Origin of the sequence: Acinetobacter sp. WCHA45, from assembly GCF_002165255.2 — a bacterium.
In the GTDB taxonomy this organism is placed as follows: domain Bacteria; phylum Pseudomonadota; class Gammaproteobacteria; order Pseudomonadales; family Moraxellaceae; genus Acinetobacter.
The window spans coordinates 1,612,133-1,627,044 of record NZ_CP028561.1 but is presented as its reverse complement, the minus strand read 5'-3'; the positions used below and the strand labels follow the sequence as shown (position 1 = coordinate 1,627,044).

Below are 14,912 nucleotides of genomic sequence, written 5' to 3'. Positions count from 1 at the left end.
ATGGATGCCATTATAATTGAAGGGTTGAAGGTGGATACTGTGGTTGGCTGTTTCAACTGGGAACGCCAAATTATTCAACCTTTGATGCTAGATCTCATCATTCATAATGATCTATCACACGCTGCATACTCGGATGAGTTGGAAGATACGCTCAACTATGCGCAAATCTGTGAGCTTGCAGCCCAAGTTATACAGGAGGCTAAACCGAAACTGATTGAGCACGCCGCACAATTGGTACTTGAATGTTTATTTACGACTTTCCCCACGATCGAATCGATCAGTATCACCATTCGCAAACCCGCCATCATTGCACAAGCCAATGCAGTAGGAATTCGCCTTGAACGCAACAGAAACAATTTTTGCGCTCGCATTGGCGAGTAACCTCAAACAAAAACAAAATTTCACTTTTGCTTATCAACAGATATTAAGCTTAGGTATAGTGGAATTTTCTTCAATTTATAGAATCCCATGTCGGGATCGTGTTGGTGCCGATTATTGGAATTCAGCTTGTTTATTAAAAAGTCGACTGAATGTTGATGAGATCACTGAAACCCTGAAAAACTTAGAAGCACAATCTGGTCGAGTTCGTCCATCACATAATATTAGCTTGGATATTGATGTGATTGCTTGGGGGGAGACTTTAGAAGATATGCAATTTAATCCAAAAAAGTTACCATTAGCCTTAGATGTTAAAATTCCACTTTATGATTTGTGGCAGGTTCCAGATTTAGATTACGATAGGAAAAATTCTTATCCCGTTATTTCTATCTAACACTATAATAATAGGAACAATATTCCATGAATAAAATTTCATTGTTAGTAGGTTTTACAATTTTACTTTCAGGCTGTGCTGCCATGAGTGTTGAACAATGTAAAACTGCAAATTGGTTTAATGTTGGAGAAAAAGATGGTGCAGCAGGACGGGAATCTCGATTAGATAAATATTATTCTTCTTGTCAAAAAGCCAATATTGTGCCGAATCAAAAGCTTTATGAACAAGGTTACCAAAAAGGTTTGGGCTATTACTGCCGACCAGAAACCATTTTTAATGAAGCGTTAGAAGGGCGTGGTGATTTTCGTATTTGTCCGTTAGACAAACGTGAGTCTTTGCGAATATATTATCAAGTTGCAAATGGCTACTACCAAGCAAACGCGGAGTTTGATCGCTCACAAAATGATATTAACTATTATTTAAAAGAGTTAGAGCGTAAAGACTTATCTGTTAAGGATCGTGATGATTATAGAAAACGTTTATATGATTTGCGCATCAATAGCAGCAGAGTTCAATCACGTTATCAAGATGCAGTTCGAAATTTGGAACGTTTTAAAGCTGAACGTGGGTTGCGCTAATTTTTAAATAGAATTATTTAAATTGATTGAAGTAATAAAAAAAGGGGAATGATGAAGTTACAATTTCCCCTTTTTTATTTATAAATAATAACTGGTTTTAGTCATTAATTTTGATATAGCTGTCATGGTAATACGCACAGGTACAGGTAGATCAACACCTCCAGCCTTTAAGGCTGTATCGCGGTGGTGTAATTCATCTTCATTCATTTGTTCTAAAATTTTACGTGAACGATCATCATGAGATGGAAGTTGTTGAATATGTTCCTGTAGATGTTGGCTGACTTGGCGTTCGGTTTCAGCGACAAACCCTAAGCTATATTTGTCACCTGCAATACCTGCTATTGCGCCCATACCATAAGATAAACCATACCAAATTGGATTGAGTACGCTCGTATGACTGTCTAATTCTTTTAAACGATCTTCACACCAAGCGAGATGATCTTGTTCTTCTATCGCAGCTTGTTGCATTTCTTCTCGAACATGGGGGAGTTTTGCAGTGAGCGCCTGACCATGATAAAGCGCTTGTGCACAGACTTCGCCACTATGATTGACACGCATTAAACCTGCTACATGGCGAGCATCGCTAACACATAATTGTGAAGGTTCTGAATTTGCTGGATTAGATCGCTGAGCAGCAGTTGCCCCTGGCACCAAGCTACGAAGCGCCTGATCAAAAGAATTAATAAGTTTATCGATACCTGTAAAATGACGCATATATTAATCCTCTAAAGTATTGGGTGCATTTTCTAACAACGGTTTTAAACGCTTTAATAACCAAAATGAGAAAATTGCACTTAAAACTGCAGTAATCGTAAATAATATTTTAATATCAATTTTTAAAACGCTTAAGATTAAAATTGAGAAAACTGCAGAAGAAACCATAAATACAGCATTTAGAATATTATTTGCGGCTACTACACGCGCACGGTGAGAACGTGGTGAGTAAGCTTGCATCATTGCATATAGCGGCACAATATAAAATCCACCACTAATACCTAATAAAGTCACGGCAAGCATGACATGATAGTACACGGCAACTTGGGTAAAAATATCTTTTAAACTCAGTAAATCGCCAGTTCGCTCAGGAACAAAAGAGAGGCTCGCTGCTAAATACAAAGCAAAGATCGTTAACCCAATCGCACCGTAAGGTACCATTTTAATATTGATCTCTGTACCACCGATACGTCTGCACAGTAATGAACCTACACCAATGCCAACAGAGAAAAAGGTGAGAAGTAAACTGACAACGTTTTCAGAAGCATGCAGGTTTTGTTGGGTCAATTGAGGAATTTGAGTTAAATAGGTTGCGCCATAAAACCAATACCAAGAATTACCGAGCAAAACAATAAATATGATCGGAAGGCTTTTAGCATATTTTAAAGTTTGAAAACTTGTACGAAAAAAATTCCAGTCAATTTGTAAATCTGGGGCTGCAACCTTTTGAGGTAAAATAAATCGGCTACATAAATAGCCTAAGCAAGCTATGATGACAACAGTGACACTAATCCACAATAAGTTTCCCTCCGATGATGCAATAACTGCACCTCCAAGAATCATTCCTAATAATATTGCGATCGATGTACCTGATTGGAAAAGTGCATTACCAGACATCAATTCTTCTTGTTTTAGAATTTCTGGTAAAATTGCATATTTGATTGGACCAAAACAAGTTGAATGCGTCCCCATCAGAAATAATGCAAAAAGTAGTAACCATAAATTTCCAAGCAAGAACCCCGCGGTTCCAATCAACATAATGATAATTTCTAATATTTTTATAAAACGAATGAGTTGAGATCTTTCATATTTATCAGCAATTTGCCCAGCAGTTGCAGAAAAGAAAAAGTAAGGCAAGATAAATAATAAGGCAGCTAGATTATTGAGTGTACTGACGGGGGCACTTTGTTGCTGGATCCAACCATAAGTGATCACTAAAAGTAGAGCTTGCTTAAAAACATTGTCATTTAAGGCTCCAAAAAACTGAGTGAAAAACATCGGTGCAAACCGACGTGATGTCATTAAGTGCTCATCTTGTTTCATTGTGTGTTCACTTCATTGTGTTTTATAAAAAAATGTGACGTACTGTAAAAATGCTACAAAATGCATGTATGATACTTTGATATTTGATTGGATGAAAATCAAAGATTTGAAGTATTTTCACCAGTCACAAATGATAAATTAAAAATAAGTTTAGAGTTCTACATGTCATCTAAAGCTAATTTTAAACAGTTAACGTTGGTTCATTCTATGCATTTAATATTTAAAATGCAGAGCTTTCCTAAACTTATTTGTAGAACTTTTTTAATTACTTCTTGTATATCAGCTGCTTGTGCGCAAGAACAATTAACAGATACATCAAACAATAAAACCGTAGACCAACAGTCTTTGAATCAAGTTAAATCTGATCAAAGTACTCAGGATACATCAACTGTTTTATCAAGCAGTACAAATCAGTCTCTTGCTAATCAAGCCGAACAAGACAGCTTGTTGGCATTGAAACAGCAAGAGCAGTCTAATAATCAGATTAATGAATTAAAACCGATTCAGCTTGATGATAATTTAGAAAATTTGCCAGTTATCCCTGTTGACCAAACAATGGCGAATGAAATTTTTCGTGAGGCTGAGAATGCAAAAAATGAGGCCCAAGCTTATCGAGAAAGTACGTCAAAAAATCCACCAATAATTATTAAAGACATTTCACCGCCTGAACTGATAGAAATTACTAAGGCTCCAGTGGATATTAATCTGCTGATGCAAGATATTCAAACCGACAGTAAGATTGTCGTTGAAGCAAATGAAACGGGTAGAACACTACCAGAGTTTCAAACACAAAGTGATCAGCCTAAAGAAAAAGTCGGTTTCTTCCGAAAAATATGGAATCGTTTTCACCCAGATAGTTTGATGGGTGCAGAGAAAATTCCGCGTATTACTGCTGATGTCGCTGGCGCGCCTCCTGCGTTGGCTGCAAATATAAAAGCAAAACTATCAAGTTTTACTCAAGAATCTTTTGAAGACTTTAACACCGCTTTACCTCAGTTAAGAGTGTTGACCAATCAGGCTGCGCAAGCTGTAGGCTATTATAATGCCACGTATAAATTTGAAAGGGTAAGTGATAATAAAGTTAAAGTCATTGTCACACCGAATGAACCCGTCCGTATTAAAGAGCAAAATATTGAATTTTCTGGTGCGGGTGAAAACCTGCCTCACTTCCAAGTTTTACGCTTGATCCCAGAACAAGACAAAGGGGATATCTTTAATCACGGTAAATATGAAACAACAAAAACAAAGATAGTGAATGCCGCATCGGATAACGGTTTTTTTGATAGTTATTGGCGTTTGCATGATGTCAAAATTACCCAGCCAGAAAAAGTAGCTGAAATTAATCTAAAATATGAGACGGGCGAGCGATATAAACTTAAACAAGTTGAGTATCGTATGAGCGATCCAACTAAGCCATTGCCTTTAACTCAAAAAGTTTTAGATAGTTTGGCACCTTGGAAAGAGGGTGATGACTATGCATTTTGGCGTGTAAATGCCTTAGCAAATAACTTAACGAATACACGTTACTTTAATTACACATTGGTAGATACGATTAAACCTAATCCAGTTCAGCCTACTTTAGAGTTAGCGCCAGATCTTCAAGCTTTAGTCGATCAACAGAAAATCCAACAATCTCAATTGCTAAATAGTCAACAGAAAGCAGAATTGGCAAGACAAAAAGTAACTTCTGCACAACAAGTGACGCAAAATGTCGTTGATGAAACACAATTCTCTGGAGGTCAACCCCCTCAAGCCTATGCTCTAGCACGCTCTATGCCCTTATCACATGAGCATGATGATGAAGAAGATGAACGCCAGAAATTAGAAGAGCAAACGAGAATTGAGAAAAAAATTCCAGTCGTAGTAACGCTTAATGCCGACCGTTTGAATAGTTTAGAAACTGGTATTGGTTACGGTACAGACACGGGTGCTCGTTTGCGTAGTCAATACAGACGAGCAATTGTAAATAAGTATGGTCATGCATTTGATGCCAACATTGAGGTGTCACAAATTCGTCAATCTATAGATGGGCGATATAGCATTCCTTATAAACATCCGTTAAATGATTATTTTAATGTTGTCGGTGGTTACGAGCGTGAAGAGCGCAATGACATTGGCCCAGATATTAATTTATTGGTTGAGTCCGCTGTTTTAGGTGGTGAACGTGTTATTAAAAATCCTTTGGGTGATTGGCAACACATCATTGGTTTACGTTACCGTTTAGATCGCCTAACTAAAAAAGGGGATATTGATATCAATGAATTACCTGACGCTTTTAAAGTATCAGGGATTGATTCGGAACAAGAATCCTTGTTATTTGGATATGAACTTTCTAAGACCAATAGTAATTCCCTCTTGAATCCAACCAAAGGTTTTAAGCAAACCTACAAGCTTGAATTAGGGACAGAGTCATTATTATCAAATGCAAATATGGCAATTTTGACAGGTGGATGGCGTTTTATTTATTCATTGGGTGAAAATGAAAATCACCAATTTGTAGGTCGAGCTGACACCAGTTATATTTTCACAGATGATTTTAAAAAAGTGCCTTATAACCTCCGTTTCTTTACAGGTGGAGACCAGTCCTTACGCGGTTTCGATTACAAAAGTCTTTCGCCAGAGGAGAACGGTTTTAAAATCGGTGGACAAGCTTTAGGCGTAGGATCTTTAGAGTACAATTATCAGTTTAAAGATGGTTGGCGAGCAGCAATTTTCTCTGATTTTGGTAATTCATATGACAAACAGTTTAGTAACCCAACCGAATATAGTATTGGTGTTGGTATCCGTTGGAGATCACCAATAGGACCAATACGGCTTGATGTGGCATCTGGTATTTCCAATGACAATAACCCGATCCGATTACATTTTTTCATCGGCTCACAGCTTTAATAATTTAAAAACATCCTTTAGAAAAGCTCAAACAATTTTAGGTTGATTATGACGGAAGTAGAACCGCAACTAACGCCACCAGTTGGACCAAGACCAGAACGACGCATCGTGAGAAGTGTTGTTTTAATTTTGTCGATCATACTTTTGTTATTGGTTAGCTCTTTAATCGTTATGATTTCTACCGACAAAGGCAGTCGTTTTTTATTAGATCGGGTAATGCAAAGCCAAAAAATGATTCGTTATGAATATGAGGGTGGGAATTTACTCAGAGGAATCATCCTTAAGAATGTTTTAGTTCAATTAAAAGCTGTAGATGTTACTTTGGATCGTGCTGATGTTTCTCTTGGTTGGCGCGCAATCTTAAATAAAGAAATACATTTAAGTCATGCTGATGTACGTAATCTGAAAGTGATCAACAAAAAATCGCCTTCAGGTAAGCCATTTGCCTTTGATGCAATCAAACTTCCATTCGTATTGCGTGTAGATGAAGCAACTCTTGATCATCTTGAGATTAAAACTCAAACATCGAAAGTTGGTTTTAATGATATTTACTTGAAAGATGCCCTATGGTCTGGAACCAAATTAGAGTTTAAGGATTCTAAAATGGATATGGGATATTTGGCAGTCCAACACGCCACAGGGAAAATGGATTTTAGTGGTAAATATCCAATTAATGCGAAAGCAGATCTAATTATTCCATCGTTAAAAAGTTTAAATATTTATACTATTAAAGTTGTTGCAGCGGGATCTTTAGATACATTAAAAGCAGGTGTCGCAACACAGACCCCAGATTTATTAACAGGTTGGGCTGTTATACACCCAGTGCGTGATCACGTACCGATGCAAGGCGAACTGCTTTTTAAAAATTATCATTTACCTTTGTTGCAAGAACAGAAATTATTTGCCAAAGATGGTGTTGCAAGATTTAGCGGCGATATTCGAAAATTGGTTTTAAATCTAGATACCGATTTGACAGGTGAGAAAATCCCCGAAGGTAAATACAATGCTTTAATGGAGACAGATCTAAAGAATCAATTGAATATTCAAGATTTTAATGGTCAATTAATGGGTGGATCTATTGCGCTCAAAGGTTTAGTCAATTGGCATGAGCATGTTTCATGGGATATTCAAGGTCGTTTGGATCATTTAAATCCTAAAGATAAAACAGTTCCGCAAATCGCAAAGGATTTTTTACCGCCTAATTTAGATGCTAATTTAAGTTCATCTGGGTCTATTGAAAAAGGTTTAGCTTTAAGTGCACAGCTTGCTTTTGATCAATATGAAACTTGGGCTGTTAAACTCAATCAAGCTGCATCGAAAGATCACAAACCACAGCCGATGCTATTAAATGTGGCATGGAAAAATATAGATCGGGCAGTTCCTTATATTGGTTGGTTGACTAGCGAAGACGGTCATACCGACATCGCCTTAAAACAAGGTCAACAAGATATCTATGTTTCTACAACAGTGAAACCTCATGAGAAAGCATTATTACCAACGGGTAAATATGATGCCCGTCTTGATATAAAATCAAATCTACTGAATGTTGAAAACTTTCGTTATCAGGCTGCGAAAGGGAGTTTATCTGGGCAAGCAAAAGTTAAACTACCTACTGAAAAGCAACAGTTAGCCTGGCAGGCTCAGCTTAAAGCCAAGAATTTTAATCCACAAACAGTCGTTGCTACTGCACCTGTTAATTTATTAAATGGCGATATTAAAGCAACTGGTTTTGCAAAACCGAATCGACAGATCATTCAATTTGATCGTATTGATTTAAAAGGTCAAATTGTTCAGTCAGATCGTATAGAAACCGTTGCATTAAAAGGCAAAAGTACAGCCGCTTTAATATTTAATGATCAGAAGTCTGGTGGAGGTTTTAAAAGTTTTGCAGTTGATTACAGCGGTTCATTAAATGCATTAAATCAAGGCAATGGATTGTTGAAAATCAACGTGGCAGGAACACCAGAATATATAAAAATTAATGAGTTAAAACATGATGGCGTGGCAGGTAAGATTTTTGCTACAGGTGCTGTGAACCTAAAAGATAAACTTGGTTGGGATATCAATGCATCTTTAGTACGCTTCAAACCACAGTATTTTGTTTCAACACTTAAAGGTGAACTCTCAGGGCATGTTAAAACACAAGGTGTTTGGTCTGAAAAGCTGAAGCGCATCGATATTCGGGATTTAAACGCGGCAGGTTTTCTGAATAATAAACCTGTTCGTGGTCGTGGTAACCTTACTTTGTTGCTAGACTCCAACCAGAAAGGTTTTTTACCGCAACAGTTTGAAGCCAATAACTTATTTTTTGCCTATGCTCAGAACCAGTTACAAGCCACAGGCAATGCACAAAGTTTAAGAGTGAAACTAAATGCTCCAGCCTTGTATGAGATTTATCCAGGTTTGCAAGGTCGTGCCTACGGCGTTTTAAACGTTCAATCACAACCACGTTTAAAAGCAACAGCAAATATTGCCGTGGATAATTTCGCATTTAAGGATGTGGCAAGCGTTAAATCGCTGCGTATTCAGGGTGAATTGCCGACTTCTGAAGCAATACCTACATTATTAGTTGCCAAAGTTGATCATTTACGTAGTGGTAATCGTGAAATAGAAAATGCAACGATTAACTTAGGCGGCACGCGCAAAGCACATATATTAAAAGTTGAAAGTAATAATCGCCAATCTAATTTTTATGTACAGCTTGCAGGTGGTTTCAATCAGAACAATGAATGGTTAGGACAATTACAAAAAGGTCACTTTAAATCACGCCGTATTGATTTAGTACAAAATCAAAGTGCAGCGATCATTTATTCTACAGCCCAGTCTGAACTTTATATTGGACAGCATTGTTGGCAAAGTCTGCATAGTCAGGTTTGTTTAGATCAATCGGCACGTATTAGCCAAAATAAAGGTAATTTTTCACTTGTTACTAAAAATCTAGATTTAAATGATTTTGCGGTATTTATGCCAGAAGGTTTAGCAGTTACTGGTCAACTGAATGGTTATGCTCAAGCTTCGTGGGCTAAAGGTAGTCGCCCAAAACTAGATGCAAGTTTAGTCACTCGTAAAGGAGCATTGGGCCTTGCACCTGATGATCCTCAAGATATTGCGACCACAGTCAGCTATGATGAATTGAGCTTAATCGCGAAAAGTGTCAATGATGGCTTATTATTCCGTGTGGATATGAAAACACCGGACATTGGTACAGGTTACGCTAACGTGATCGTGAATCCATTTCAAAATGGAATGCCAATGCGTGGTGAAGTGGCTTTTGATAATGTACAACTCAAAGTATTCAAGCCATTTATTAAAGATGTGCGTTCAATGGCGGGCACGCTTGCACTGGCTGGAAAAATTAATGGCACACTGACTCAACCACAATTTACAGGTGAAATGCGCTTAAAAAATGGCGCAATTAGTATGATTTCACTGCCTGTAAATCTAAACAACATTCAGCTTTATTCGTCTATTCGACAAGATTCAGCCAGTATTGATGGTGCGTTCAACAGTGGACAAGGGGTTGGGCGATTAAAAGGTAGTTTTGACTGGAAAGAGGAACCCCATCTGGCATTAACCTTAAAAGGTGATAACCTATTGATTCGTCAGGCACCGATGATCACTGCAATTGTCCAGCCTGATTTAAGCCTTGATGTTTATCCATTTGATCAGCGCTTAAGCTTGAAAGGGTCAATTGATGTTCCTCGCGCGCGTATTTCAATGCCAGAGACTACCGCACCAGTTGTAAATATTTCACCAGATGTACGAGTTGTACAGCAAGGGCAAGATTTACTTGCGACATTAAAAGCAGCTAAACCGTGGGATATTCGCGCGGATATGACTCTGACATTGGGCAATCAAGTGATCTTCCAAGGTTTTGAAAGTAATATTCCATTGGTTGGTCGCTTGCATTTATCACAACGTGGTTTAGAAACTGCAATGCGAGCAAATGGTGCGATTGGTGTAAGTCAGAAAGTGAAGATTGAAGCTTATGGTCAAAGCTTAGATTTGAACCGCGCAATTGCACGTTTTAACGGTCCACTTGCGAATCCAACACTTGATATTGATGCGAATAAATCAGTCCAAGGTAGTATGGTTGGTTTACGTGTGACTGGGACAGCAACCGTTCCAAATGTTCAAATTTATAATGATGCAGGTTTATCTGAACAAGAAGCATTGAATGCATTGGTCACAGGTCGTATCAATGAAGGAAGTAGCGGCCTAAGTAATACAGAAGGCTTTAAATCTGATGTAAACAATACCATTGCAGCCGCAGGCATCAGTATGGGCTTAGGAGGAACACGGGCGTTAACGAATCAGATTGGTCGAACTTTTGGTCTGAGCGGACTGGCATTGGATGCACAGGGTACAGGAGATGATACTCAAGTCAGCCTGACAGGGTATATCACACCAGATTTATTTATCCGCTATGGTATTGGTGTCTTTACACCTGTAAATAAATTGACCTTACGTTATCAAATGAATCGCCGTTTATACTTAGAAGCAAGTCAATCTTTAGAGAGAGCCATTGACGTATTCTATAATTGGCGTTTTTAAAGCTTTTTTAGAAAACCTGTTTTATGAAAATAAAGCAGGTTTTTTTATGCTAGGTATTTTTAAAAATATGCTAAAATAAAAATAAGCTATTGATAAATATATAGATTAATGACATTTTTTGGAGAGAGTAGATGAAACCTGTCACTTTAAGTCAACTTTTGGCAACTATAGGCTTAATATTACTCAGCTTTACATTCCAAGCACATGCAAAAGAGTATTATAAATGGGTCGATTCGAAAGGGGTAACGACTTATTCTGCAACACCACCACCCACTCAGAAGCAAGATCCTCAACTTGATCCAACTAAAAAAAATGTAAATGCAACAGTGACAACTCCCAGTGAAATAAATGTTTCCGTGCCCAATAACAAAGAACAAAAAAATGTTCCAACGGTAACAACCCAAACAGTGAAATCAACAGGTACAACTACTGCAACCTCAAATGCAACCATTACAGCTGCTAGCGAAGCACTGATCCCTGTGAAGAATTGCAATGGTGTAAGATGTTGGGATGCGAAAGGTAAACCTTATAATTTAGTTGCTGGCACAACCTATCTTTCTTCTACAGGCGGTAAATGTCAGAAAATGGGTAATAGCATGCGATGCAGTAAATGATTTGTATTATTTTATTGCAGCTTATACTGATTTAAACGCTTCTTTTTTGCAAAATGAACAACTTTCAGTATGATGTGTGCATCAAATTAATCGCAGTACGATGATGAAAAAAGTTTTTTTGATTGCAATAGGTTTGGTGCTAGTTGGTTGTGCAGATAAAAAGCAATTAACTCCAGCAGAACAGTGGCATGGTTATTGTGTCAGTGTGGGCAATGCAGCGCGTTCAATTACTTTGGACCGTCAAAATGGCATTGAACAAAAGCAAGCAAAAGAACATGCAGATAAAATTGAAGATGAAACAACACGTAAATTTATCTTTGAAATTATTGAAACGGTATATGCAATGCCAATCGACCAACTGAAGGCGAATCCTGATGCAGAACGTGAACAGTTGAAACAGAAATTTACTGAACAATGCTTGGCTACACCACATGACCAGCTACCAAAGTATAAATCATTTTAATAGGTTTATTTGAAAGACACATCAGTTGTCTTTTTTTATGCATGTAATTTGTTGTTTTATTAAGCTTTGATCTAAGACCAAAGCGGTATTCAAAAGAGATGAACATTTCGCTATAAAATAATGGGCATCACGTAGAAATACGGTAGTTGCATTAACTTTTAACGCGAAGTCTAGTAAAATTTTGCTGTCCATATTACTTGTAAAGCTTGTAGCAAGCTGGAACTTACAAGTAATTTTTTAAAAAAGAGGAATAACACTGTGCTAGAAGCTTACCGCCAACACGTTGAAGAACGTGCCGCACTCGGAGTCCCACCGAAGCCGCTTGATGATGCTCAAACTGCTGAACTTGTAACTTTATTAAAAAATCCACCAGCAGGCGAAGAAGCATTTTTAGTAGATTTGCTTGAAAACCGTGTTCCAGCAGGTGTTGACCAAGCTGCATATGTTAAAGCTGCTTTCTTGGCTGCTCTAGCAAAAGGCGAAGCAACTTCTCCACTTGTAACTAAAGAGCGTGCAGTTTACTTACTAGGTACGATGCTTGGTGGTTATAACGTTGCTCCTTTAGTTGAACTTCTTGACAATGCTGAGCTTGCTGAATTAGCTGCAGAAGCATTGAAGAAAACTCTTCTTGTATTTGATGCATTCCATGACGTAGCAGACAAAGCAAAAGCAGGCAATGCTGCGGCTAAAGCTGTTTTACAATCTTGGGCTGAAGCAGAATGGTTCACAAGCCGTGCTGACGTTCCAGAAGAAATCAAAATCACTGTGTTTAAAGTAACAGGTGAGACAAATACCGATGACTTGTCTCCAGCTCAAGACGCTTGGAGCCGTCCAGATATCCCATTACACGCAAATGCAATGTTGAAAAACGAGCGTGACGGTATCAACCCTGAAAAACCAGGTGAAGTTGGTCCATTAAACCAAATCAAAGAATTAATCGCGAAAGGCAACCAAGTTGCTTACGTGGGTGACGTTGTTGGTACAGGTTCTTCTCGTAAATCTGCAACGAACTCTGTACTTTGGTTCTTCGGTAACGAACTTCCGCACATTCCAAACAAAAAAGATGGTGGTGTGTGCTTAGGTTCTAAGATCGCTCCAATTTTCTTCAATACAATGGAAGATGCAGGTGCATTACCTGTAGAAATCGACGTTGCCAACATGAACATGGGCGACGAAGTTGTATTGAAAATTGATCATACTGCTGCAAAAGTTACTGCATTCAAAGACGGTGCACAAATTGCAGAAGCTGAGCTTAAAACGCCTGTACTTTTAGACGAAGTACGTGCTGGTGGTCGTATTAACTTGATCATTGGTCGTGGTTTAACTGCGAAAGCACGTGAAGAATTAGGTCTTGCACCTTCTACTTTATTCCGTACTCCAGTACAACCTGCTGACACTGGTAAAGGCTTTACACAAGCTCAGAAGATGGTTGGTCGTGCATGTGGTCTTCCTGAAGGTCAAGGTATCCGTCCAGGTACTTACTGTGAACCTAAGATGACAACTGTTGGTTCTCAAGATACAACAGGTCCAATGACGCGTGACGAGTTAAAAGACTTAGCGTGCTTGGGCTTCTCAGCTGACTTAGTGATGCAGTCTTTCTGTCACACTGCTGCTTATCCAAAACCAGTTGACGTAACAACTCACCATACATTACCTGACTTTATCATGAACCGTGGTGGTGTATCTTTACGTCCTGGTGACGGTATTATCCACTCTTGGTTAAACCGTATGTTACTTCCAGATACAGTAGGTACTGGTGGTGACTCACATACTCGTTTCCCAATCGGTATTTCATTCCCAGCGGGTTCTGGTCTGGTTGCGTTCGCAGCTGCAACTGGCGTTATGCCACTTGATATGCCTGAATCTGTACTTGTTAAGTTCAAAGGTAAAATGCAGCCTGGTATCACTTTACGTGACCTTGTACATGCGATTCCTTACTACGCGATCAAAGCTGGTGACTTAACTGTAGAGAAGAAAGGTAAGAAAAACATCTTCTCTGGTCGTATCCTTGAGATCGACTTAACAGAAATGGAAAATGACTTGACTGTTGAGCAAGCATTTGAACTTTCTGATGCATCTGCTGAGCGTTCTGCTGCGGGCTGTTCAATCACACTTTCTGAAGAGAAAGTTGCTGAATACCTACGTTCTAACATCACCATGTTGAAGTGGATGATCGCAGAAGGTTATGGCGATGCTCGTACTATGGCGCGCCGTGCTGAAAACATGCAGAAGTGGTTAGACAACCCAAGCTTGTTAAAAGCTGATGCTGATGCTGAATACTTAAAAGTTTACGAAATCGATCTAGCTGACATCAAAGAACCAATTCTTTGCTGCCCGAACGATCCAGATGACGCAAAACTTCTTTCTGACGTTCAAGGCGACAAGATTGATGAAGTATTCATCGGTTCTTGTATGACCAACATCGGTCACTTCCGTGCAGCTGGTCAGTTACTTGACAAAGTACCTGGTGGTTCATTGTCTACTCGCTTATGGTTGGCTCCACCAACACGTATGGATGAGCACCAGTTGATGGAAGAAGGCTTGTATAACATCTATGGCCGTGCTGGTGCGCGTACTGAGATGCCGGGCTGTTCATTGTGTATGGGTAACCAAGCACGTGTAGCACCGAACACAACATGTGTATCAACTTCTACTCGTAACTTCCCGAACCGTTTAGGTCAAGGTGCAAACGTTTACTTAGCTTCTGCTGAGCTTGCATCTGTCGCTGCTGTTCTTGGTAAATTACCAAGCCCAGAAGAATATCAACAGTACGCGTCACAAATTGACAGCGCTGCTGCTGACATCTACAAATACTTGAACTTCGACAAGATGAGCGAATATACAAAAGAAGCTGATCAAGTTGATACCAAGAAGATTCAGGCTGCTCAATTGACTTAATGAGCTAAGATCAAGAAAAGCCGAAAGGCTTTTCCCTAGCGCAAGAACAAAGCTATGCTTTGTTTGAGCAAAAAGCTAAAATAAGGGCTGAGTAATCAGCCCTTATT

10 protein-coding genes are annotated in these 14,912 nt (G+C 38.8%); 8 read left to right on the top strand and 2 right to left on the bottom strand.

Annotated elements, in window-relative coordinates:
* The 3 genes from folB to CDG55_RS09250 are packed head-to-tail and all read left to right on the top strand — an operon-like array spanning position 1 to position 1,350.
* Positions 1–381: a dihydroneopterin aldolase gene (folB, locus tag CDG55_RS09260; protein ID WP_087536177.1), complete on the top strand. Its 381-nt coding sequence runs from the start codon at positions 1–3 to the stop codon at positions 379–381.
* The gene (locus CDG55_RS09255) at positions 338–772 is read left to right on the top strand and encodes a 2-amino-4-hydroxy-6-hydroxymethyldihydropteridine diphosphokinase (protein ID WP_005160519.1); all 435 of its coding nucleotides are present in this window, start codon (positions 338–340) and stop codon (positions 770–772) included. Before folB ends, CDG55_RS09255 begins: the two co-directional genes overlap by 44 nt.
* 26 nt (positions 773–798) lie before the next feature.
* The gene (locus CDG55_RS09250) at positions 799–1,350 is read left to right on the top strand and encodes a DUF2799 domain-containing protein (RefSeq protein ID WP_005160517.1); all 552 of its coding nucleotides are present in this window, start codon (positions 799–801) and stop codon (positions 1,348–1,350) included.
* Between the two features lie 78 nt (positions 1,351–1,428).
* Here the strand turns inward: CDG55_RS09250 and coq7 are convergent, their stop codons facing one another.
* Positions 1,429–2,064 (bottom strand): 2-polyprenyl-3-methyl-6-methoxy-1,4-benzoquinone monooxygenase, encoded by a 636-nt coding sequence (gene coq7 / locus CDG55_RS09245; RefSeq protein ID WP_005215865.1) that lies wholly within the window; start codon positions 2,062–2,064, stop codon positions 1,429–1,431.
* A gap of 3 nt (positions 2,065–2,067) precedes the next feature.
* Positions 2,068–3,387, bottom strand: coding sequence for an MFS transporter (locus CDG55_RS09240; protein ID WP_087536176.1), 1,320 nt, complete (start codon positions 3,385–3,387; stop codon positions 2,068–2,070).
* A gap of 162 nt (positions 3,388–3,549) precedes the next feature.
* Here CDG55_RS09240 and CDG55_RS09235 point away from each other — a divergent pair, with 162 nt between their 5' ends.
* The 5 genes from CDG55_RS09235 to CDG55_RS09215 all read left to right on the top strand — a co-directional run bounded on the left by CDG55_RS09235 (position 3,550) and on the right by CDG55_RS09215 (position 14,805).
* On the top strand, positions 3,550–6,276 hold the full coding sequence (locus tag CDG55_RS09235) for an autotransporter assembly complex protein TamA (protein WP_087536175.1): 2,727 nt from the start codon (positions 3,550–3,552) through the stop codon (positions 6,274–6,276).
* Positions 6,277–6,324: 48 nt separating this feature from the next.
* Positions 6,325–10,830 (top strand): translocation/assembly module TamB domain-containing protein, encoded by a 4,506-nt coding sequence (locus CDG55_RS09230; RefSeq protein WP_087536174.1) that lies wholly within the window; start codon positions 6,325–6,327, stop codon positions 10,828–10,830.
* Between the two features lie 131 nt (positions 10,831–10,961).
* Positions 10,962–11,444 carry a DUF4124 domain-containing protein gene (locus CDG55_RS09225; protein ID WP_087536173.1) on the top strand — a complete coding sequence of 161 codons (483 nt, stop codon included), beginning with the start codon at positions 10,962–10,964 and terminating at the stop codon, positions 11,442–11,444.
* A gap of 103 nt (positions 11,445–11,547) precedes the next feature.
* Positions 11,548–11,907, top strand: coding sequence for a hypothetical protein (locus CDG55_RS09220; protein WP_005160491.1), 360 nt, complete (start codon positions 11,548–11,550; stop codon positions 11,905–11,907).
* A 258-nt stretch (positions 11,908–12,165) separates the two neighbouring features.
* The gene (locus CDG55_RS09215; RefSeq protein WP_087536172.1) at positions 12,166–14,805 is read left to right on the top strand and encodes a bifunctional aconitate hydratase 2/2-methylisocitrate dehydratase; all 2,640 of its coding nucleotides are present in this window, start codon (positions 12,166–12,168) and stop codon (positions 14,803–14,805) included.
* The last annotated feature ends 107 nt before the right edge of the window (positions 14,806–14,912 follow it).

Bases quoted from the DNA above. Each gene is read 5' to 3' on its own strand.
- coq7 (WP_005215865.1), bottom strand. From the start codon at position 2,064: ATGCGTCATTTTACAGGTATCGATAAACTTATTAATTCTTTTGATCAG.
- CDG55_RS09225 (WP_087536173.1), top strand. From the start codon at position 10,962: ATGAAACCTGTCACTTTAAGTCAACTTTTGGCAACTATAGGCTTAATA.
- CDG55_RS09235 (WP_087536175.1), top strand. From the start codon at position 3,550: ATGTCATCTAAAGCTAATTTTAAACAGTTAACGTTGGTTCATTCTATG.
- CDG55_RS09220 (WP_005160491.1), top strand. From the start codon at position 11,548: ATGAAAAAAGTTTTTTTGATTGCAATAGGTTTGGTGCTAGTTGGTTGT.
- CDG55_RS09240 (WP_087536176.1), bottom strand. From the start codon at position 3,387: ATGAAACAAGATGAGCACTTAATGACATCACGTCGGTTTGCACCGATG.
- folB (WP_087536177.1), top strand. From the start codon at position 1: ATGGATGCCATTATAATTGAAGGGTTGAAGGTGGATACTGTGGTTGGC.
- CDG55_RS09250 (WP_005160517.1), top strand. From the start codon at position 799: ATGAATAAAATTTCATTGTTAGTAGGTTTTACAATTTTACTTTCAGGC.
- CDG55_RS09230 (WP_087536174.1), top strand. From the start codon at position 6,325: ATGACGGAAGTAGAACCGCAACTAACGCCACCAGTTGGACCAAGACCA.